General features: G+C 31.2%; 20 protein-coding genes. 6 read left to right on the plus strand and 14 right to left on the minus strand.

All coding sequences use genetic code 11. The features are described from left to right. Positions 1-218: 218 nt before the first annotated feature. Positions 219-635, minus strand: coding sequence for a hypothetical protein (locus Ctaglu_RS13645; RefSeq protein ID WP_233439785.1), 417 nt, complete (start codon positions 633-635; stop codon positions 219-221). Positions 636-774: 139 nt separating this feature from the next. Here Ctaglu_RS13645 and Ctaglu_RS13650 point away from each other — a divergent pair, with 139 nt between their 5' ends. After that, positions 775-1,797, plus strand: a complete 1,023-nt coding sequence (locus Ctaglu_RS13650) for an ABC transporter substrate-binding protein (RefSeq protein ID WP_125002584.1) — start codon at positions 775-777, stop codon at positions 1,795-1,797. Between the two features lie 600 nt (positions 1,798-2,397). Here the strand turns inward: Ctaglu_RS13650 and Ctaglu_RS13655 are convergent. Continuing rightward, positions 2,398-6,678, minus strand: coding sequence for a 2-hydroxyacyl-CoA dehydratase (locus tag Ctaglu_RS13655; RefSeq protein ID WP_125002586.1), 4,281 nt, complete (start codon positions 6,676-6,678; stop codon positions 2,398-2,400). Between the two features lie 711 nt (positions 6,679-7,389). On the opposite strand from Ctaglu_RS13655, the gene Ctaglu_RS13660 reads away from it, so the two are divergent. From Ctaglu_RS13660 to Ctaglu_RS13670, 3 genes are all read left to right on the plus strand, one after another. Further along, complete coding sequence (locus tag Ctaglu_RS13660; RefSeq protein WP_125002589.1) at positions 7,390-8,166, plus strand: ABC transporter ATP-binding protein; 777 nt, start codon at positions 7,390-7,392, stop codon at positions 8,164-8,166. Further along, positions 8,147-8,947 (plus strand): ABC transporter permease, encoded by an 801-nt coding sequence (locus Ctaglu_RS13665; protein ID WP_125002590.1) that lies wholly within the window; start codon positions 8,147-8,149, stop codon positions 8,945-8,947. The genes Ctaglu_RS13660 and Ctaglu_RS13665 overlap by 20 nt, the downstream gene beginning before the upstream one ends. A 258-nt stretch (positions 8,948-9,205) precedes the next feature. After that, positions 9,206-9,562 (plus strand): tetratricopeptide repeat protein, encoded by a 357-nt coding sequence (locus Ctaglu_RS13670; protein ID WP_125002592.1) that lies wholly within the window; start codon positions 9,206-9,208, stop codon positions 9,560-9,562. A gap of 32 nt (positions 9,563-9,594) precedes the next feature. Here the strand turns inward: Ctaglu_RS13670 and Ctaglu_RS13675 are convergent, their stop codons facing one another. The 3 genes from Ctaglu_RS13675 to Ctaglu_RS13685 are packed head-to-tail and all read right to left on the minus strand — an operon-like array spanning position 9,595 to position 12,931. Further along, positions 9,595-10,761, minus strand: coding sequence for a transglutaminase domain-containing protein (locus tag Ctaglu_RS13675; RefSeq protein ID WP_125002594.1), 1,167 nt, complete (start codon positions 10,759-10,761; stop codon positions 9,595-9,597). 59 nt (positions 10,762-10,820) lie between these two features. Further along, positions 10,821-11,678, minus strand: coding sequence for a recombination regulator RecX (gene recX / locus Ctaglu_RS13680; protein ID WP_125002596.1), 858 nt, complete (start codon positions 11,676-11,678; stop codon positions 10,821-10,823). A 2-nt stretch (positions 11,679-11,680) separates the two neighbouring features. Further along, the gene (locus Ctaglu_RS13685) at positions 11,681-12,931 is read right to left on the minus strand and encodes a M16 family metallopeptidase (RefSeq protein ID WP_125002598.1); all 1,251 of its coding nucleotides are present in this window, start codon (positions 12,929-12,931) and stop codon (positions 11,681-11,683) included. Positions 12,932-13,323: 392 nt separating this feature from the next. Between Ctaglu_RS13685 and Ctaglu_RS13690 the strand changes: the two genes are divergently transcribed. Then, positions 13,324-13,848 (plus strand): QueT transporter family protein, encoded by a 525-nt coding sequence (locus tag Ctaglu_RS13690; protein ID WP_125002600.1) that lies wholly within the window; start codon positions 13,324-13,326, stop codon positions 13,846-13,848. Positions 13,849-13,966: 118 nt separating this feature from the next. Next, complete coding sequence (locus Ctaglu_RS13695; RefSeq protein WP_125002773.1) at positions 13,967-15,544, plus strand: DEAD/DEAH box helicase; 1,578 nt, start codon at positions 13,967-13,969, stop codon at positions 15,542-15,544. 220 nt (positions 15,545-15,764) lie between these two features. On the opposite strand, the gene Ctaglu_RS13700 is transcribed toward Ctaglu_RS13695, so the two are convergent. From Ctaglu_RS13700 to Ctaglu_RS13735, 9 genes are all read right to left on the minus strand, one after another. Then, entirely contained in the window at positions 15,765-16,469 is a 705-nt protein-coding gene (locus tag Ctaglu_RS13700) for an MgtC/SapB family protein (protein ID WP_125002602.1), read from the minus strand. Positions 16,470-16,533: 64 nt separating this feature from the next. Further along, positions 16,534-17,100, minus strand: a complete 567-nt coding sequence (locus Ctaglu_RS13705) for a glycerol-3-phosphate responsive antiterminator (protein ID WP_125002604.1) — start codon at positions 17,098-17,100, stop codon at positions 16,534-16,536. Between the two features lie 24 nt (positions 17,101-17,124). After that, a complete protein-coding gene (locus tag Ctaglu_RS13710; protein ID WP_185732715.1) occupies positions 17,125-17,616 on the minus strand; it encodes a UPF0158 family protein in 492 nt (163 codons plus the stop codon). 156 nt (positions 17,617-17,772) lie between these two features. Beyond that, positions 17,773-18,015 carry a DUF1292 domain-containing protein gene (locus Ctaglu_RS13715; protein WP_125002608.1) on the minus strand — a complete coding sequence of 81 codons (243 nt, stop codon included), beginning with the start codon at positions 18,013-18,015 and terminating at the stop codon, positions 17,773-17,775. 147 nt (positions 18,016-18,162) lie between these two features. After that, positions 18,163-19,161 (minus strand): biotin--[acetyl-CoA-carboxylase] ligase, encoded by a 999-nt coding sequence (locus Ctaglu_RS13720; protein ID WP_373861679.1) that lies wholly within the window; start codon positions 19,159-19,161, stop codon positions 18,163-18,165. 45 nt (positions 19,162-19,206) lie between these two features. Next, entirely contained in the window at positions 19,207-20,076 is an 870-nt protein-coding gene (locus tag Ctaglu_RS13725; RefSeq protein ID WP_125002610.1) for a radical SAM protein, read from the minus strand. A 370-nt stretch (positions 20,077-20,446) separates the two neighbouring features. Next, a complete protein-coding gene (locus tag Ctaglu_RS13730; RefSeq protein ID WP_125002612.1) occupies positions 20,447-21,076 on the minus strand; it encodes an HD domain-containing protein in 630 nt (209 codons plus the stop codon). A gap of 136 nt (positions 21,077-21,212) precedes the next feature. Further along, on the minus strand, positions 21,213-21,389 hold the full coding sequence (locus tag Ctaglu_RS25235; protein WP_185732716.1) for a hypothetical protein: 177 nt from the start codon (positions 21,387-21,389) through the stop codon (positions 21,213-21,215). A gap of 24 nt (positions 21,390-21,413) precedes the next feature. Next, the gene (locus tag Ctaglu_RS13735) at positions 21,414-21,650 is read right to left on the minus strand and encodes a DUF1292 domain-containing protein (protein WP_125002614.1); all 237 of its coding nucleotides are present in this window, start codon (positions 21,648-21,650) and stop codon (positions 21,414-21,416) included. Between the last annotated feature and the right edge of the window lie 202 nt (positions 21,651-21,852).

Consider the following 21,852-nt stretch of genomic DNA (forward strand, 5'->3'; position numbering starts at 1 on the left):
AAAATAAAGCATTTAGTAGGGGTGTATTAAACTTACCCAAAATTATGGTTTTAGAAAAATAAAGCACCAACGGTTAGTTGGTGCTAATGTTTCACTTATTTTGGGACATTTTCAAAAATGCTTGACAGACAATATATTTTAATTTGATATGATATTTAAACACTTTTTTTGATATGAAAGCAAAAATAAGAGCACTCAACCTTAATGGTTCAATGCTCTTAATATATCTCTTTTACAGCTTTTAATTTTACAATATCTGACCAATTACTAGCAGTGATAAGTTCTACATTACTTAAGTCTTTTCTTATACCCTTAACGTCACCTTTAATCTCTGCTACTTCGTGCTTTAGATTCTCTTGTTCCGCAGAGATAACATCAGTTTTATGTTCTAACGCTCTTAATATTTGCGTATGCTCTTCCTGTGTTGTTTTTACGGATTTGACATCTTGTTGTATTGATATGACATCAGTTTGCACTGATTTTATATCAGTTTGCACTGATTTTATATCAGTTTGCATTGATTTTATATCGGTTTTCACTAATTTCATATCAGTTTGCATTGATTTTATGTCAGTTTGCATTGATTTTATGTCAGTTTGCATTGATTTTAAAATTTCTAAAATCTCTTTATCCATATATTATCACCACCTAAAGTATATTATATCAAAATATTTATTTAATATCTATAGGAAAATATATACTTTATTTTATAAACACATTTCTTATAACCCTCATATTATATAACCATAACAACTTTATAATATGGAGGTATCCATGAAGCTTAAAAAAATCTCGTTTTTTTCCCTACTCTTATCTCTTGCCTTAATAACCACTCTATTTTCCGGATGTAAAAAGGCCAATAATGAAGCACTGGCAAAGGTGAAATTAAATGAAGTAGTTCGCTCTATTTTCTATGCTCCTATGTATGCAGCTATTTCGGAGGGTCTCTTTAAAGAAGAGGGTATCGAAATTGACCTTTCTACGGGCCAAGGAGCAGACAAAACTATGCAACAAGTTTTAAGCAATGCTGTAGATATAGGTTTCTGTGGACCTGAACAAGTTATTTACATCTACAATCAAAAGCGGGCAGACTATCCCGTAATTTTTGCACAACTAACACAGAAAGACGGGGCTTTCTTAGTAGCTAGAAATGCTGAAACAAACTTTAACTGGGAATCCTTAAAAGGTAAAACCTTAATAGGTGGAAGACCTGGTGGAGTACCTGAAATGGCTCTAGAATATGTTTTAAAAAATCATGGTATTAAACCCGACGAAGATATAAAACTTATTACTAACCTGGCTTTCACAGCTACTGCTGGAGCTTTTAAGGGAGGCACAGGCGATTATGTTACTTTATTTGAGCCTACTGCTAGTATGATGAGCAAAGATAATTCTGGACATATTGTAGCCTCCATAGGAGAGTCCGCTGGAACCATGCCTTATACTTGCTTTTTTGCTACAAAATCTTATATAGAGAAAAATCCAGTAATAATAGAAAAAGTCACTAGAGCAATTTATAAAGGTCAAAAATGGGTAAGTACCCATTCTGACGCAGAAGTATGTAGTTCAATTAAGTCTTTCTTCCCTGGTGCAGATGAGACTGCCCTTGTTGAATCTATTAAAAATTATAGAAAAACAAATGCTTTTTCACCAAATCCAATATTAAAACCCGATGACTTAACTAGACTTATGGACATAATCCAATCTTACAAAGCAGATTTAATCCCACAAAGACCTGCCTTTGATAAAATTGTAAATAATACCTTTGCGCAAAAGGTAGTAAAAGATCTAAAATAAAATTTAAAGCTATACACTGAAGGTTCGAAATTTAGGATGCTCGGATAGTTGATAATTCATTAACAGAATCTAAGTTTATTTCATGAACTAAAATTCTGTAAAACTCATTATATACTATCTTTCACACTCCTAAATTCCGAACCTTCATAATTATAATTTGCTTATACATATTTATTTAAATTTCCGTTGTAATCAAACTTTCTGTAATCCTCCCAGGAGACATAACAATTATTCATTGTTATGTCTCCAACCCCAAGAAATCTCCAGGGGGTCTGCTTAAATTATGTAAGCGTAAAATTTGTCCAAAGTGATTTGTAATACGATGCGAAGAAACTAATAAAATTTAAAATTAGGTATTTTTCTTAGATTATGCTAACAAAAGTATATATTGCGCAGAATGCATTCGAACAAGCCTTAGTAATTCAAAACTTATTTTATTTGCAGGTGCGTAAAGAAAAATGCATGTTTGAGCGATAGCGAGTTTGCATTTTTTAGCAACTGCGAATAAAATAAATTTTAGAATTACTTAGCGATGTGAGAGCATTTCCAGCAATATATACTTTCGTTATAGCATAATATAAGAAAAATTTCATACTTTCTTTAATCTATCTTTTTATCACTAGCCACTTCTTCATGAGCATCTTCAACCTTTACTTCATTCTCAAGATTTTTTAAAGCAACAGACATCATGAGCTTTATTCTATTAATTTGATTTACTTCACTAGCACCTGGGTCATAATCTATAGCAGTTATATTTGCACCTGGGTACCGTCTTTTTAATTCTTTAATCATTCCTTTACCTGTCACATGATTAGGAAGACAAGCAAAAGGTTGCATGCACACTATATTTTTTGTACCACTTTCAATAAGCTCTACCATTTCACCAGTCAAAAACCAGCCTTCACCTGTTTGATTACCCAAAGATAAAATAGGTGCTGCACCCTCTGCCAATTCATATATAGTTTTTGGTGCGTGAAATCTTTTACTATGGCCAAGCACTAATTTCATATGTTTTCTAAAACTTTCTATATATCGGATTGCCATATTATTTAATATTTTATCCTTCTTGCTCTTGCCCAAATATTCGTATTTAAACTTAGCATCAAAAGCACAGTATAGGAAAAAGTCTATTAAATCAGGCATAACTGCCTCTCCGCCTTCATTTTCAATAACATCTATAATGTTATTGTTAGCTGTAGGATGGAACTTAACTAAAATCTCTCCTACTAGCCCTATCTGAGGCTTTTTAATGTTTTTAATTTCTAAATTATCAAAATCAGCCACTATAGAAGAAATATTGTTTTTAAACTCTTGGCTTTTACCCCTTATTACTGCCTCTTTACATATTTTTACCCATTTTTGATAAAGTAAATTAGCTGAACCAAGTATCTGCTCGTATGGTCTAACCTTGTAGAGCACCCTCATTAGCAAATCTCCGTACACCAAGGACATTATTGATTTTTTAACCAATGAATGCGAAAATTTAAAACCTGGGTTTGACTCAAGACCAGCAGCATTTAAGGATACTACTGGAATTTTCGGGAATCCTGCTTCCTTTAATGCTTTCCTAAGGAATCCAATATAATTTGTAGCTCTGCATCCTCCCCCAGTTTGAGAAATTATAACAGAGGTGTTTTCTATATCATATTTACCTGATTTTAATGCAGCAATTATTTGTCCCACTACAATTATTGTTGGATAGCAAGCATCATTATTTACATACTTTAATCCTTCTTCTACAGCCTGAGTATCTACTGAAGGTAAAATTTCTAAATTGTATCCTGAGCAGTTAAAAGCTTCCTGTACAAATTGAAAATGTATTGGAGACATTTGTGGAGATAAAAGCGTGTGTGTTTTTCTCATTTCTTTAGTGAATATAACCCTGCTGTGAACCTCGCCCTCTTTTTTTGGCAAAATTCCACTTTTATCTCTTTCATTAAGTGCGGCCTTTAAGGACCTTATTCTAATCCTCGCTGCTCCCAAATTATTTCCTTCATCAATTTTCAAAGTTGTATATATCTTGCCACTACTGCCTAAAATCTCTTGAACTTGGTCCGATGTAACTGCATCAAGTCCACAACCAAAAGAATTTAGCTGAATAAGCTCAATATTTGGCTCGCACGCTACAAAACTAGCTGCAGCATATAATCTTGAATGGTATACCCACTGGTCTACTATTCTTAAAGGTCTTTCAACTATACCTAAATGAGCCACAGAATCCTCTGTAAGTACAGGCATATCAAAATCAGTTATTACACTAGGTATACCATGATTGATTTCTGGATCTATATGATAAGGTCTACCAGCTAAAACTATACCTTTCTTTCCAGTCCGCCTAATATATTCTACTACTTCCTCGCCCTTATTTTGAATGTCCAATTTTACCTTTTCAGTTTCAGCCCATGCCTTTTCAGCAGCTTTCACAATTTCATCTTTATGGATGGCAAAACATGCTAACTCATCAGTTAACCTACTAACTAATTTTTTGTTATTGTCTAAAGAAATAAAAGGACTTAAAAACCTAATATTTTTTTCCTTCAATATATCCATATTATTTTTTATTACTTCAGGATATGAAGTTACGATTGGACAATTATAATGATCATCTGCTCCCGCCTGTTCTTTTTTTTCATAAGGAATACAAGGATAGAATATAGTGTCTATCCCATTATTTATAAGACTCATTATATGTCCATGAACTATTTTAGCAGGATAACAAGCCGATTCTGATGGTATAGTATCTATTCCCATTTCATATATCTGCTTAGATGATCTTTGGGACAATTCTACCCTAAATCCTAAAGCTGTAAAGAAAGTAAACCAGAATGGGTAATTTTCATATATGTTAAGTACCCTTGGAATACCTATTGTACCTCTAAATGCTCTATCCTTCTTTAGTGGAATATAATTAAATATTCTTTTATATTTATAGTCATAGACATTAGGAATGTCTTCTTTTTTACCACTGTGACCTAGTGCTTTTTCACAGCGATTACCAGATATAAATTCCCGACTCTTATCAAATTTATTAATAGTAAGAACACATTTATTTGCGCACTGATTACATCTTCCCATTGAGGTTTCTACATTAAAGCTATCCAATTGTTCAAGTGTTAATAATGTAGAAATTTTTCCCTCATCTGTTCTTTCCTTTGCAATAAGTGCAGCCCCAAAGGCTCCCATTAGACCTGCAATATCTGGTCTAACTGCTTCTCTTCCTGAAATAAGTTCAAAAGCCCTAAGTACTGCATCATTATAAAAGGTTCCGCCTTGAACAATTATCTTTTTGCCCATGTCCTTTGGGTCTCTTATTTTAATAACCTTTAGTAGTGCATTTTTTATGACTGAATAAGAAAGACCTGCTGATATATCACCTACAGAGGCACCTTCCTTTTGAACCTGCTTTACTCTTGAATTCATAAACACGGTGCATCTTGAACCCAGGTCCACCGGGCTTTTAGAACTTAAAGCTACATTTGCAAATTCTTCTATTTCCATGTTTAAAGAATGAGCAAAGGTTTCTATAAAAGATCCACATCCAGAGGAACAAGCTTCATTTAGCATTATACTATCAATAACACCATCTTTTATTTTTAAACACTTCATATCTTGTCCACCAATGTCTAATATAAAATCTGCTCCTGGCAGAAAAAATTCTGCTGCTTTGTAATGAGCTATAGTTTCAATTTCTCCAATGTCTACTTTTAATGCTGCCATTATTAATCCTTCACCATAACCTGTTACTGCTGAGTTTCTAATAATTACATCCTTTGGCAAAATAGTATATATATCTTTTAATATTTTTCTAACTAAAGTTAATGGGTTACCTTCATTACTTCCATAATAAGAGTATAAAAGCGCACCATCTTCATCTATGAGTGTAGCTTTAGTAGTAGTAGACCCTGCATCTATTCCCAAGAAGCAATCTCCTTTATAGTTTTTTAATTCTTTTCTTGCTACCTTATATTGACTCTGCCTTTTATTAAAAACTCGCAACTCTTCCTCATCTGAAAATAGTGGTCTAAGCCTTTGAACTTCTTGCCCAGATGCTTCCCTAAGCTTTGGAAGTTGCATATTTAACTCTTCAAAGGAAATAGGGTACTCATCCTTTGATGCCATAGCAGCACCTAGTGCAACAAATAATTGAGAATCCTTTGGAAAAATAATTTCTTCCTCTGTTAGTTTTAAAGTTTCAACGAATCTTTGTCGTAGTTCAGATAAGAAATACAATGGCCCACCTAGAAATGCAACATTACCTTTAATTGGTCTGCCACAGGCAAGTCCACTAATTGTTTGATTAACTACTGCCTGAAAAACTGATACTGCAATATCTTCTTTTGCAGCTCCTTCATTTAATAAGGGTTGAATATCAGTTTTTGCAAAAACTCCACATCTAGCTGCAATAGGATATATTGTTTTGTGGGCCTTTGCAAGTTCATTAAGCCCTGTGGCATCCGTTTGAAGCAGTGATGCCATCTGATCAATAAATGCACCAGTTCCGCCGGCACATGTACCATTCATTCTTTGATCAATTCCCCCATCGAAATAAATAATCTTTGCATCTTCTCCACCTAGCTCAATAGCCACATTAGTTCTTGGAATAATATTTTCTATGGCATAGGTGCTAGCTACTACTTCTTGGATAAATTTAATATTCAGCCACTTAGATAAAGCTAGTCCACCAGATCCTGTCACCATTATAGTAATATTGCAATCTTTAAAATTATTATAAGCCTCATATAACATGTCAGCTATTGTACTTTTTATATCAGAAAAATGCCTCTGATACTTACTATATATTATTTTTTCCTGCTGATTTAGTACTACTATCTTAACAGTAGTAGATCCTACATCTAATCCAACATTTAATATTTTTTTCATAATTATCTTCTCTTTCCCCGCAAGTTTGGATTTATTCTTATTCTTATTTTTAACCTAATAATTAATTATATATGTTTATGCAATAGGATTCAATCTTCATATTTTTTTAAATTATTTAATATTTAACTAAATAACCTAATTGTTCCTATACCAATATCCTTAGTCTTCAAAAACTAAATTTATTTTCTGCAATATACCCCTCCATATTATAATTCGTATTCATTACATATTATTCAAAATTTCTGTAAATATCAACTACATTTACAGAAAATTAACATGTAATTATATTATATTATAACTTAATAGTAACAGTATTTCAAAGCCCCCACAAACTTTATTTATAGTATATCTCCTATTTATAAAAATAGGCACCCTCCCTTCTGAAATGTCGTTAATCATCATCTTCGATGCTGCAACATTAACGACTTCAGAAGGAGATTTATCCCCCCACTGAAATTTTATTTTTATCCTAATATATATCTCCCATTTATAAAAATAGGCACCCTCCCTTCTGAAATGTCGTTAATCATCATCTTCGATGCTGCAACATTAACGACTTCAGAAGGAGATTTATCCCCCCACTGAAATTTTATTTTTATCCTAATATATATCTCCCATTTATAAAAATAGGCACCCTCCCTTCTGAAATGTCGTTAACAATACATTATTAAAACTCATATACTAAAGTATAACTTTCAAGGAGATGATAAAGTGATTAAAGTAGAGATTAATAATATATCCATGAATTATCATTCTCAAGTTTCAGAAACTCCCGCTTTAAAGGATATCTCGTTTACTGTGCAAGAAGGTCACTTTTTAAGCATTGTAGGTCCTTCTGGCTGTGGTAAATCAACACTATTAAATATAATAGCAGGCTTAATTAATCCCTCTAATGGAGAAATCGCAATTAAAAATTGTGATGATTGTTCAAGCTTTTCAAAAATTGGATATATGTTTCAAAAGGATCAATTATTCGATTGGTTAACTATATGGGACAATGTGCTTTTAGGTCTTAAAATTAACCATTGTATTACTGATGACAATTTGGAAATGGTGAAAAATCTATTAACACGCTATAATCTCTGGGAATTTAAAAATCATCATCCTAGAGAATTATCTGGAGGTATGCGTCAAAGAGTTGCTCTAATTCGTACCTTAGCGCTAAAACCTGAAGTACTTCTTTTAGATGAGCCTTTCTCCGCACTAGACTATCAAACTAGATTAAACATTAGTGATGAAGTTTATGAAATTATAAAAAAAGAAAAAAAGACTACTATAATGGTAACTCATGATATATCTGAAGCCATCTCTATGTCAGATGAGATTATTATTCTTTCAAATCGTCCTGCTGTAATTATTAAAAACATAAACCTTAAGTTTGAAGAAAATTTTTCTCTTCCTTTAAAACGTAGAGAAGCTCCAAATTTTAGAGTTTATTTCAATGAAATTTGGAAGGAGATGAATCGTAATGCTGATTCAAAGCGATGAACACAAAAATTATATTAAAGGTGTAAAAAGAGAGAAATATCTTGTTATTCTTACGAGACTCGTAATACTAATTGCTTTTTTTAGTTTATGGGAGATAGCTGGCAGATTAAAATGGATCGATTCTTTTTTAACAAGCACACCTTCAAAAATGTATGCCTCATTTATACAACTATATAGTGAGGGTACATTGCTATATAATATCTTTATAACCTGTTTTGAAACAGTGATAGGTTTTGTACTTGGGACAATTTTAGGTGCTTTAATTGCGATTCTCTTATGGTGGTCAGATTTTGTTTCAAGAGTTTTGGATCCCTACTTAATAGTATTAAATGCACTACCTAAAGTAGCTCTTGCACCTATTATTATATTTTGGGTAGGCAATGGAATAAAGGCAATCATAGTAATTGCTCTTTTAATATCCATAGTTGTCACTATAATAAGCATACTGAGCGGCTTTAAAGAAGTGGATGAAGATAAAATTAAGCTTTTAAAAACCTTCGGAGCTTCTAAATTCCAAATCTTAATTAATCTAATTATTCCTGCATCCATCGGAGCTCTTATTTCCGCATTAAAAATCAATGTAGGGCTCTCATGGGTAGGTGTAATAATGGGTGAATTCTTGGTGGCTAAAAACGGTTTGGGTTTTCTTATAATTTTTGGTGGACAAATTTCTCAGCTAGACATGGTAATGATGAGTATAGTCATACTTTCCCTCTTAGCGTACCTCATGTATGAAATGGTTGCATTTATCGAAAGAAAAGTAGTAGGCAAAAATAAATAAAATTTTAAGTGAATATATTTATAATCCTTGGGTAGTATTTATATGGAATATTCTTTGCAAAATAGTAATATCATTATTTAAGAACATTAAAATAAATAACACCCTGTATGCTAGTCTATTTTACATCTTTGACTTGTCATTTATTCTTATGTGCATTAGGGTAAAAAATCTATAACTTGTTAGAGAACTACAACTCGTTGGAGAACTATAACTTGTTAGAGAACTATAACTCGTTAGAGAACTATAAGGAGGAAAATAATGGACTACTTTCAAAAGGCTAACGACATATACAATACTAAGGATTACAACAGAGCAATCGCTCTATATAAAAAAGCTGCAGAAATGAAAGACAATGAAGCGGGATCTCTTTATAATAGCGCAGTATGTTTTATTCACCTAAAGGAATATGAAAAAGCAATACCCTTATTTCATAGTGCTATAGATCTACGCCCTGAAAGCAAATATTTCTTCAACTTAGCTTATTGCTATGCCATGTGTCTCAACAAGCCAAAGGCATTATATTACTTCAATACCGCTTGGACACTAAACAATGAAGACGAAGATTGCGAAAAAGCCATTAACTTATTATTAAAAAGTTACAGAATAGCTCCCTAAAACAAAGGGAGCTATTCTATAATAAATCATTTTTACCATTCTCCAGCTATACTCTCTTCTTTATGGTCTATAACAAATCTTTTACTATCAAAATAGTCCCCACCAATTAAAAATGTAGGATCTACATTAATCCATTTGTTTTCGTCTTTTACATATACCTGATTCCAAGCATGACTAACCCAATTATTCCCATTGAATCCCTGACCAGTTATAATTCTTACCTTTATATTATTAGCCCTGCACATAGCTACAAATAGACATGCATAGTCAAAGCATATTCCACTTTTGGAGTCAAAGGTTGGAACAGCTCCAGATTTCACTTCTAAATCATTATTTAATACTCTATTTGCCTTTGCATCATCATAAACTACTTCACTACCTACCCAATTGTATATAAGCTTTGCTTTTTCCCTTGTTGCATTTTTATTTCGCACCAGATTAATTGCAAACTTATCAATTTCACCATTAGATTGCACCCCTTGGTCCAAGGTAACACCATTATAATAAGTTATAACCTTTTGCTTATTTTGTACATTAGTATCCTTTGCACTTGCTTCTTTTACTACAATTTTAAAGGAGTTATTAACAATATTGGGAAGTTGTTTTGCAAGCTTTGAATTAGTCAATGGAATAACTACCTCTTTGGATATATAATTATACAATTGTGATCCTTCTAAATATTTATTGTATGAATCAGTTATCTTAAGGAGTGATAGAAAATTCAGCATCAAAGTAATAACAATTAAATAGCATATTGATTTGGGTACTTGAAATATCGCCCCTACTACTCTTTTAAAAATATCGCTTTTATTTTTCAACTTATTTTCTATGCTATCAAACAAAGGGTAAATAGTAATGTGACTAATAAGATTAATAACAAAATTTATCACTGTATAGATTATTAGCACCACAAGTGGCATCAATAATACATAAATCACTAGTGGTTTATTATTAATAAAATCTATAGCTTTTAAAGGTATATTTTTGTATATTTTTTCATAAATACCCTCATTATGCTGAATAAAAATTTTTTTGGTGTAATAAATGCCTAAAAATAGTGCACTTAAAAAAGAAATACTTTGAAAAGCTCCCTGAATAGATCCTTTTAAATTTTCAGAAGAAAATTTAAATATAAACCCTTTAATTACTGGATATATAAAAAGCAATAGTAAAATTAAAGTCACAGGCTCCCTAAACAACTCTACCACCCTCTTTCGTTATTATGCAATTATAAGCGAAGTTGCAATCCGCCACGCTCCTATAAATCCTCCACACCATTAATTAAATCTCCTAACACTTTTTTGATTTCATCCCACTTATAGCCCCGCCTTAAAAGATAGTCTCCCAGCTTTTTATACAGCTTTATTTTCGATGGCTCTGACTTAATTAATATGTTGTATCTTTTACTAGCAAGTTCCTGTAATTTTTTATAATCTTCTTCATAATTATCTTCAGAGTGTTCTTCTTCACTAGGTTGCTCATTATTATCATTCTCAGTTATTTTATCTAAAACCTCATTTACTATTCCAAAATCGTATCCATTTCGAACTAAATAATCCCATGTTTTTTTATAAAGTTTTAATGCATTTTTTTCACTCTTAGCTAATGTAGCCATTTTTCTTTCACCGAGTAGCAAAGCCACTTGTAACTGTTCCTCCGAAGTTATTTTGTTAAGAGCTTCTTTAATTAATTCTTTTGGAAGAGACTTTTTTAGTAATGTGAACTTAATTTTATTTTTCCCAGTGGATTTAATTTTTTCTTTTATAAATAAGTCAACAAATCGCTTATCATCCACAAAATCATACTGCTTTAAAAACTCCATTACTCTATCTATGGTTTTAATATCAAATTCTTTTATTGTCAATTTATCTACTACTTGCTTGGCTGACTTAAAACTTCTTTCTAAAAAATGAAGAGCGCAATTTTTCCCCTTTATATAATTATCCTCATCAATTATATCTTGCAGCCCCTCTTTTTCAATGGTTGCTCCTTTTGTAATATTATGAATATACACAAGTGCTGCATCACAAGCAAAGGCGAATTCATCATTCATATAAATGTTAACTCTATCCTTATTTTTTTTTTGAATTTCAATTTTTGTTATAATACTACTCAAAACTACCCTCTCTTTTCCGGTAAAAAGACGTGAATTGTTGGCTTTTGCAATACTTTTCTAGAAATATTATATAAGTCTTCACTTTTAATATTTCCCATATTTTTCATATCCTCAGTAAACTGATATATATCTTCATTTTCCATGGCCTGATGAATTACATAATTACCAAGATCCGTAGAATCCTCTAAGGTTGATGCTATAGCCGTTTTTAATATTTTCTTCATAAGCGCTATGGTATTATCATCAAAAACTATTTTTTCACTTTTAATATCCCGGATGGCAGAATCAATTACGTCTATTGCTTCTTCTACATCTTCTTCTGAAACCGATGTATAAATATATAGTGTTTTAACGTTATTTGAAGTATCTAAATGAGTATACACATCATAGGACAAGCCTCTTTTTTCTCGGAGTTCTCTAAATAATATAGAATTAGAACTTTCTCCGAATTTATAGTTTAGTATTCTAAGTGCTAATTCCTCATCGTTAGATAGTCCATTGAAGGTATATAAATATAGTATAGTACTTTGCTCAATTTCTTTTTTATATGAAATTTCTTTTACAAATTGGTGATGCTCATACATTATTTTTCGCTTCTCAAACTTCTTTTTAGTCCAACTACCAAGATACTTCTTCACCATATTTATTATGTCCTCATGTTCAAATGGTGATACAATGGATATAAACGTATTATTTGGCACGTAATACCTATTATAAAAATCAACAAGTTGCTTTCTTGCAACTTTTTTTATTATGTTTTCACTACCAATAGTATCCTCCCTAAGTGGACTATAAATAAATGCAATCTCATTAACTCTCTTAAAGCTTAAGTCTTCAATGTCATCATTAATTGTTCTAATTTCAGCCAGTATTACGCCCCTTTCCTTCTCAATTTCATCTTTTGGAAAGGTTGAATTTAAGAGCATATCAGCAATCAATGCTAATGCATTCTCTAATTCTTCATTTAAAATTGTAGCGCTATATACTGTACAATTAAAATCCGTATAAGCATTATATTCCCCACCTAGATTTTCCAAATCACTATTTAATTTTTCGTTAGTTTTACTAACCGTGCCTTTAAAAAGCATGTGCTCTATAAAATGGGCTATTCCTTTTTCATTTTTTTCTTCATAAAATGAACCTATATTTACTCCAGCATGAATTGCTGAAATCTGACTATCCTTTTTAATAGTAATAAGATTAATACCATTACTTAATTCTGTTAATTCTGTATTAAAAATTTCTTTACTCATAATATTCTCCTTTAAGCAAAAACTGCGTTATTAAACTTTTATTTTGAGTCATTTACTGAAATCAAAAAATAAAATTATATATAGATAAACTATATCATACTTTTAACTATTTTAGACTATTTTCTTATCAATATTCTTTTATCCCTTAATTGTAGCAAAAATAAATTCTTTCATTTCTTTTTTACTTTAGTTTAGAACTTTGCATAGATACCAAAAATATACTTAGCGACAATATAGTTTATAACAATTTAAAACTAGAGTAAATTCCCTATGCAATAAGATAAATATATTTGACTAATCCTAAATTATATAGTAGAATTAAAGTTCGGGTCGAATACGTATAGACAGTTCGTAACCATCCTGTCTCAAAACAAAACTACGGAGGCATAAAAATGAATATTAAATTAAATGAAGGAACCATATCTGTAAAAATAAGAAGAATTGTTTTTGCAGCAATGGTAGCTGCTATTTATGCAGCTTTGACTCTAAGCTTGTCGTTTTTCAGCTTTGGAGTTATTCAATATCGTATTGCTGAAGGACTTACTATCCTACCTTACTTTGCATCTTTTTCTATTCCAGGGCTGGTAATTGGTTGTATAGTCTCTAACATCATAAGTCCACTAGGTATTATGGATATGATTTTCGGTTCCCTCGCAACATTTATAGCCGCGATTTCAACTTACTATATTGGTAAAAGCAAACTGAAATTCAAAAGAATACTTGCTCCATTACCAGCCGTAGTAGTTAATGCCATTATTATAGGCATAATGTTAAAGCTTTTATATTTTAAAGACATGCCCCTTCTACTTTGTATGCTACAAGTTGCATGGGGAGAATTAGTCTGCTGTTATGGAATTGGATTACCTCTTATTTATGTTATTGAAAAGAACTCAATTTTGAGGAATTTTTTTAAATAATTGAAAAAAGCAATTTAATTTTGCTTTTTTGGTTTAATATTTGTTATTCTGTATATACTTAATAATATGAGATGTATTTGATACTTTATGAGAAGAAAGAGGAATTTTAATGAACAAAATTGAAAAACTTAAATTTGAAGAACTAGGACTAAACGAATCTGTACTACAGGCTATACAGGATTTAAAATTTGAATATCCATCTGATATCCAATCAAAGGCTATTCCAGTTGTATTGGAAGGCTTTGATATTATAGGTCAAGCTCAAACCGGAACTGGTAAAACATTAGCCTTTGGTGCACCTATTTTAAGCTTAATGGAAAAATCAAATGGAAAAGTTCAAGCAATAATAATGTCTCCAACAAGAGAACTTGCTGTTCAAGTTGCTGAAGAACTTTCACGTATTGCAAAACATGAAAGAGTTAAAATATTGCCAATCTATGGTGGTCAATCTATCGATAGACAAATATCTGCCCTAAAAAGAGGAGTAGATATTGTTGTTGGAACTCCAGGAAGATTACTAGACCATATTAGAAAAGGCACTTTAAAACTTGCCAATGCTAAGTTTCTTGTTTTAGATGAAGCTGACGAAATGTTAAACATGGGCTTTATTGAAGATATCGAAAGTATTATAAGTAATTTAAGTGAAGATAGACAGACTTTACTTTTCTCAGCTACTATGCCAAGAGCTATTAAAATATTGTCTAAAAAATATATGCATCCTGAAACAAAGATTATTGCAATAGAAAAGAAATCTTTAACAGTTTCTAAGATTAAGCAATATTACTACGAAGTAAATCCAAAAAATAAATTTGAATCATTATGTAGAATTCTTGATGTAGATGCTCCTAAGACTTGTATACTATTCTGTAAAACTAAAAAAGGTGTAGATGAATTAGTTGATGCATTACAACCAAGAGGTTATACTGTTGAAGGTATGCACGGAGACATGAAACAAAGTCAAAGAATGAACACTCTAAAAAAATTCAAAGATGGTAATTTAAATTACTTAATTGCAACAGATGTAGCTGCAAGAGGAATAGATGTTGAGAATGTTACTCATGTAATAAATTACGATTTACCACAAGATAGTGAATCATATATCCATAGAATTGGAAGAACTGGTAGAGCTGGTAAAGAGGGTACTGCTTATAGTCTTATTACAAGACGAGAAGCATCTGCTATAAGACAGATTGAACGTGATACTAAAAGTATAATCACTAAAAAAACTGTCCCTACTATAACAGATATTTTTGCAGCAAAATCAGAAACTATTTTAGATTCTATAAAATTAGTTTTAGAAGAAAATTTATATGAGAACTTCCTTCCACTTGGAAAAAATCTTATAAAAGAATTTGGTGCTGAAGACGTAGCTGCTTCTCTAATAAAAATTATATTTGATAAAGAAGTTAACTACAACTATTCAGATGATACTACAACAACAACACTAGTAACAGATAATGTTAGACTATTCCTTTCTATCGGAAGAATGGATGAAGTTATGACTAAAGATATTATATCTTTCTTATGCGAGACAGCTAATATTAACAAAAATGAACTTGGCCGTATTGATATTTTAGATAAATTCTCATTTTTAGATGTACCTTCAAACCTAGTTGATGCTATACTAAACAATAGTTCTGGTAAGAAGTTAAATAGTAGAAAAGTAAATATTGAGGTTGCTAAATCTAGAAGATAGATTTCTTAACACAAAAGAGAGACCTTATTTTATAAGGTCTCTCTTTTATTTTGAAAATTTCAAAACATATTTTTTGCCTTTAATTATTTTATTACCCCCTTTAACATACAATATAAATGGGGTGATAATTATGAATAAATTTAAAAAATTACTTTATACACTAATTTTTATCTTATTAATTGAGGTATTTCTAATATATATAATATCTAAATAACTATTTTTATTCTACTATATTTGCCTTGTATATTTCTTCAAAAGTACATAATCTTTGTACGATTTTATTGCTCTTAATATGTCTCGGTGCTAAAATCGTGTAAATTGCTGTGCTATAATCTGGATTTTCATCATCATCCTCAATAGAAAAGTCTATAGTCTTAACTTTTATTCCCATATCATCAAAGTACTGTGCTAATTCCTCTACCATATTTTTCTTATTACTATATTGAATTTCAATTTTCAGAATATTTATATTCTTAAAAAGCTTAGCTTCAAAGGTCTTAAAAAATACTAATACTATAAAAACACATACGGTTGCTAGTATAGTTAAAGTGTAATAACCTAGTCCAACTGCAAGCCCAATACATGCCACTGTCCATATACTAGCTGCCGTAGTAAGCCCTTTTACGGATCCCTTCTCATGTATAATAGTCCCTGCCCCTAAAAATCCAACTCCAGTTATAACTTGTGCCCCCAGTCTCCCAATATCTGCTTTCAAAGCATTTTGGAGTTCTGGATGCTGAATTATCATATTGGTTGCATCTTGAATTGAATATAATTGTATCATTGAGGTAACGGCAGCACCTAAGCATACTAGAATATGTGTTCTAAAACCAGCTGGTCTATTTTTAAATTCTCTCTCATATCCAATTAAGCCACCAACTATAACTGCAAGGGCAAGCCTTATTGCTACTTCATATGCTAACATGTAAGTACCTCCAAAAATTCGTCATATCCTATTATAATTAATTAAAATCTGATATATGCATAATTTACATATACCAGATTTCCTCTTTGCTTGTAGAAACTCCAATAGCCCCTGCTTTAATACTAGCAATTACATCTTCCTTATCTGAAATTAGCCCACCAGTAATTATAGGAATATTTACTTCTGTACTAATTATCTTTGTTACTCTTGGCATAATCCCAGGTAATATTTCTACAGCATCAGGTCTTATGGTTTTAATAGAACTAATGCCACTTTCCAGTGACAATGCATCCAACATGAAAAGTCTTTGTATTGAAAATAAACCCATTTCCTTCGCAGCTCTAATAAGGCTACTTTTAGTAGTTATAATTCCGTCTGGAACAATGTTTTCATTTATATATTTTAAAGCACAAATATTTCTTGAGAAACCTTCAATTAAATCCAAATGTACATATACATGTTTACCCTGGGTTTTTATACGATTAACAATCTCTTTTAAATTAAAAATACTTCCTGTAAGCAAGAAAATAATTTCGCAGGGGGATTCTATGGCCTTATCTAACTTTTCCAAATTATTTACCGCTGCAATTATTGGATTTTCTCGAATTTTATTATAAAATTCATTTTCCACATTTCTCACTCCTATTATCATAATTTAATTTAGGTACTTTAGCTCAATGCCAATTGACTTTAACCATGTCCTCGCAAATTCATTTATACAATTATCTTCATATTTATACCATTCTTCTGTTTTATTTGGTTTATCCATTAAAACGTGTTTAAATTTTTTAATAGGTTCTTTACCATTTAATACCTTGCGTAATTCTTGCTTTAAATCTGAATCACCAGCTAAACTATTAACATATTTATTCATTGTGCTTGTATAAAAATCTTCATCTAGAAGAGGAGTATTTAAGTATCTATTAACCGTATCTTCACTAATAAGTATGGCTACACTAACAAATTCTTTTAACCAATTATCAAAGATATCCTCTTTTAAAGTTCCCTTTTCTAAGGCTAAACTAACTTCTGTGGGAATATATATAACCTCACCAGTATATGTGTCTAAAAAACTTTTTCCTAAATTGTCATCTTCCTCTGAAATCGTTTCTATAAGTGCTTCTATATCAATATCTATTATTTTCAAAATTTTACCTCCTAATATTTAAAATACATTGGAATAAATCAATATACCAATGTATTTTCATATGCACATATCTATGATTTATAAACTAAAACCCAATAAACCTTACAGTTTATTGGGTTTTGACCAATAGCCCCTTAAGGTTTATTGGTAAATTATTTACTCATCAAAAGTTGATTCGTATTCTTCTAGTACTCTTTCAAACTCTTCCTCATCTTCTACTGCATTATATTCCTCTTTATCATTTACTGTTGTGATTTTATAGACAAAAGCATCCTCTTCATCTCCTATAGGAGCTAATAGCGCATATCTATTTTCATCTAATTCAATGATTTCTATTAATTCAAAATCGACCTTTTCTCCATCTTCATCCATCATTGATATAATTTTATTTTCTTCCATAAACAATCTCCTTTCAAACTTAATACTCACATTATACCGTTAATCTAGCTAATATGTCTATATGAAAATTTGATTTTAACAACATTTTAAACTTAATCATACTTAAAGTGTGTTAGTCTATTTTATTTCAGATATCCTAACATATATTCATTCACCATATCCATAAATTCCACTTATAGAAACTTCCCCTGAAACAATATATTCTGTAATTCCTTGTTGATTTTCGATAACTAATTCTCCACTATCACTGATATCTATTACCTTAGCTTTTACTTGTTTTCCTCTGTTTTTCAATTGGATTTCTTTCCCTATAAGCAAGGAATTTTCTCTACAAATTTCCATAGTTTCGGATACATTTCCATTTTCCACAAAATCATTATATAGTACTTCAAAAATGTTTAATACATTTGCAAGCAAAAGCTTCCTATCTATATATTTGCCAGTCTCTATTGTAAGTGAAGTAGCCACACTTTTTAAATCCATTGGTATATCTTTTTTTTCCAAGTTTACATTTATACCTATGCCCATAACTAGGTAGTTAATATGATCTATTTCTCCAGTCATTTCTGTTAATATACCACATACTTTTCTACTATTAATTACTATATCATTAGGCCATTTAATACTAGTTTTAATGCCCATTTTCATTATAGCCTGCTGAACAGCAGCTGCTCCAATTAAAGTTATTTGAGATATATTTTCTGTGACTATGTTTGGTCTAAGTATTATTGACATCCATATACCCTTATATTTAGGAGATATCCAATTTCGTCCTAGCCGTCCACGGCCTGTGGTTTGCTCCTCACTTATTATAACTGTTCCATGTTCTTCTCCGGCATCTGCTAATTTTTTAGCAATAGAATTGGTTGAGCCTATAGAATCATAGTGAATTACATTTTTACCTATGTACTGCGTACTTAGAAAGTCTTTAATTTCGTCCAAGGTAAGTATATCTGGTGAGGATATTATCCTATACCCTTTTCTTGAAATTGCTTCAATTTCGTAGCCATCTTCTTTAATTGTATTTATATATTTCCATATAGCAGCACGACTAACTCCTAGCTCTTCACTGATTTTTTGTCCTGATATAAAATCATTTCCACTTTCCTTAAGTAGCTTAATAATTTTCTCCTTCGTAATGTCCACCCCCTTTTTATTTTACCAAAACATGAGTAAGGTATTTAAATCATGTTATAATCTTCTGTATTCTTCTTGTTTATATCTGTGTTCACCTTTTAGTGCAAGGTCAATGTCTTGTAATAGCTGATTTTTATCTCCTGGCAATATCCCCGAAAGTGCCAGGTAATTTGAAGCATGATTGCTTCTAAAAACACAACCATCAACTTCTACATTTTGCAAAAATTCTCTTGTCTCATACATTATTTCTTCTGGCGTTAATATATGAAAATCACCTTTTTGCACATCTTCATATATGGGAGTTCCACTTTCTAACATTAAAGTTAAAAACCCTAGATAATCTGGGTTTATAGCACTTATAAGTTTTGCGGATTCTATTGCATGCTCTCTTATTTTTGCCCTGCCTCCTATTCCTGAAATCAATGTAGCAGATAACTTTATTCCACTTTCTTTAACCTTGCGTCCTGCCATAATCATCTCGCATGCAGTTACTCCCTTATTTATACTTTTTAATATTTCATTACTTCCAGATTCAACACCTAGATACACAATACCAAGGCCAAACTCTTTAAGCTCTCTAAGTTCATCTAGCGATTTTGATAAAATATCATTAGATGTTCCATAAATGCCCACTCTTTCACACTCAGGAAATAATTCTCTTATTTTTGATAATATAGATTTTAATTTATTAGTTTCAAGGACTAGCGCATCTCCATCCCCTAGAAATATCTTTTTAATTAGTCCATAGTTTAATTTAGCCTGCTCCAAGTCCTCTATAATCTCTTTTAAATCACGTATTCTAAACTTCTTTTCTTTGTACATCCCACAAAAGCTACACCCATTATGTGAACATCCAATAGTAACTTGTACTATAAGACTATGTGCCTCACTGGGTGGTCTATATACTACACCTTCATATCTCACCTAATCATCTCCAATTGTCTAATTCTCCTCATAGCCACCGGCCTATGGGTTTCTTTTGTACTCCATAAGTATACCACAGGTTTTCATTAGAAAAATGTAGCCTTATTTAGATAATGTTTAATTGTAGATGGATTTTATGTATTTTAGTAGTTTTTGAATTTTAAGTTTTATTAATAAAAGTATATATTGTGTAAACTGCATTTGAACAAGCCTTAGTAATTCACAATTTATTTTGTTATAGCTACGTTAAGAAAAACGCATGTTTGAGCGTCAGCGAGTTTGCGTTTTTTAGTAGCTATAACAAAATAAATTGTAGAATTACTTGGCGACGTGAATGCAGTTGTAACAATATATACTTTTATTTATTAAACTACTTCGAACTCTCTAAATACTCCTCACACTTGCGGATAAAAGCTTTAATATTCTCCTTCTCCTCTTTGATTTTACTCTTACTTAGTTCACCCCTACCAAGTCTATCACACTCTGATAACAGTGCAATTTCTTTAATAGATATTTCTTGCGCCATGCCTTTAACATCCCCGAAAGGTAAATCTTTCATTACAAATAGAGTTTGCATATGCCACCTAACTAAGGCTGTAACTCGCTTAATAAATTCTTCCTCCTCTGTAAATGTTCCAAGAAATTTTCTACAAAGATCTGCGCCAACCGTATCATGGTCATAAGATGTTATTTTGCCTTTTCTAATTTTTGTAGTAGGTGCTTTCCCCAAATCATGTAATAATGCACCCCACATAAATGCTCTTGGATTTTCGCTTAATCCTTTTACCTTTGCTGCATTATCTACCACGAGCATTGTATGTATCCATACATTTCCTTCTGGATGATGCTCTGGAGATTGGTCAGTTTCTACTAAGCAGCTCAATAATGTATAGGGATATTCAGTAAATATGCTCTCATTACTTATTATTTTATTGAAATATATAGACGGCTTCTCGTCTTCCATTAAATGCTTTTCAAATTCTTCAAACATTTTCTTCATATGCTAATTCCCTTCTTTTTATTATTCTTATTTGTATAATCTTCTATTATTATATTATAACAAAAATAACAGATGTTTATTATCATATTTTAGATAATAAACACCTGCCCCTTTTATTTTAGTATATCTCTATTAGTTATTCTGACTTAGCTCCACCATACTCGCTTTTTTTAGTTTCAAAAACACTTTCATTAATTGCACTTTCTTCAACTGATTGAATTATTTGATTTTTAGAATGTGCATTTTTTGACTTTGTGTCTTTTTTAATATAATCACGCAAATTTTCCTTGCTGGCTTGCTCCTGATCCTTCATATAAAAACCTCCTACCAATTATTACTAATCTTCCTGCTCATTATACTTGTCTAATACTTTTTTAAACTCAGCTCCAAGACCTATAGACAAGTATTCTGTTTCACCATTCTTAACAACTGACCTGTAAGCATAAGCCTCATCAGAATCCTTGGGACCAACTATTACATATTCATTTCCGTCCAATTTAATAGCATCAATCAATTCTAAATCTACTTTCTTGCCATATTCATTTAGTACAGTAATTGTTTCATTAGTTTTCATGTAAATACCTCCTTTCACTTAATCAAATGAAAATAAATAAAAAACTATAAGGTATCTTTATTTATTTTCATGTACCTTATTAGGTTGTGCCTAAGTGAAGGTTTTATACTAAATTTTTATAATAACCCAGCACGGAATTTTCCTTAGGACAAATGTACAAGTTATACGAAGACATCGCCAAAAGGTGTTTACTAAGTTATAA

The sequence above is a fragment of the Clostridium tagluense genome (assembly GCF_003865095.1).
Taxonomy (GTDB): domain Bacteria; phylum Bacillota; class Clostridia; order Clostridiales; family Clostridiaceae; genus Clostridium_AD; species Clostridium_AD tagluense.

What these genes read in the sequence shown, in the direction of transcription:
- Ctaglu_RS13655 (WP_125002586.1), bottom strand. Translation starts at nt 6,678, where the DNA reads ATGAAAAAAATATTAAATGTTGGATTAGATGTAGGATCTACTACTGTT.
- Ctaglu_RS13645 (WP_233439785.1), bottom strand. Translation starts at nt 635, where the DNA reads ATGGATAAAGAGATTTTAGAAATTTTAAAATCAATGCAAACTGACATA.
- Ctaglu_RS13650 (WP_125002584.1), top strand. Translation starts at nt 775, where the DNA reads ATGAAGCTTAAAAAAATCTCGTTTTTTTCCCTACTCTTATCTCTTGCC.
- Ctaglu_RS13690 (WP_125002600.1), top strand. Translation starts at nt 13,324, where the DNA reads ATGAATATTAAATTAAATGAAGGAACCATATCTGTAAAAATAAGAAGA.
- Ctaglu_RS13685 (WP_125002598.1), bottom strand. Translation starts at nt 12,931, where the DNA reads ATGAGTAAAGAAATTTTTAATACAGAATTAACAGAATTAAGTAATGGT.
- Ctaglu_RS25235 (WP_185732716.1), bottom strand. Translation starts at nt 21,389, where the DNA reads ATGAAGGATCAGGAGCAAGCCAGCAAGGAAAATTTGCGTGATTATATT.
- Ctaglu_RS13670 (WP_125002592.1), top strand. Translation starts at nt 9,206, where the DNA reads ATGGACTACTTTCAAAAGGCTAACGACATATACAATACTAAGGATTAC.
- Ctaglu_RS13665 (WP_125002590.1), top strand. Translation starts at nt 8,147, where the DNA reads ATGCTGATTCAAAGCGATGAACACAAAAATTATATTAAAGGTGTAAAA.
- Ctaglu_RS13735 (WP_125002614.1), bottom strand. Translation starts at nt 21,650, where the DNA reads ATGAAAACTAATGAAACAATTACTGTACTAAATGAATATGGCAAGAAA.
- Ctaglu_RS13715 (WP_125002608.1), bottom strand. Translation starts at nt 18,015, where the DNA reads ATGGAAGAAAATAAAATTATATCAATGATGGATGAAGATGGAGAAAAG.
- Ctaglu_RS13730 (WP_125002612.1), bottom strand. Translation starts at nt 21,076, where the DNA reads ATGAAGAAAATGTTTGAAGAATTTGAAAAGCATTTAATGGAAGACGAG.
- Ctaglu_RS13700 (WP_125002602.1), bottom strand. Translation starts at nt 16,469, where the DNA reads ATGTTAGCATATGAAGTAGCAATAAGGCTTGCCCTTGCAGTTATAGTT.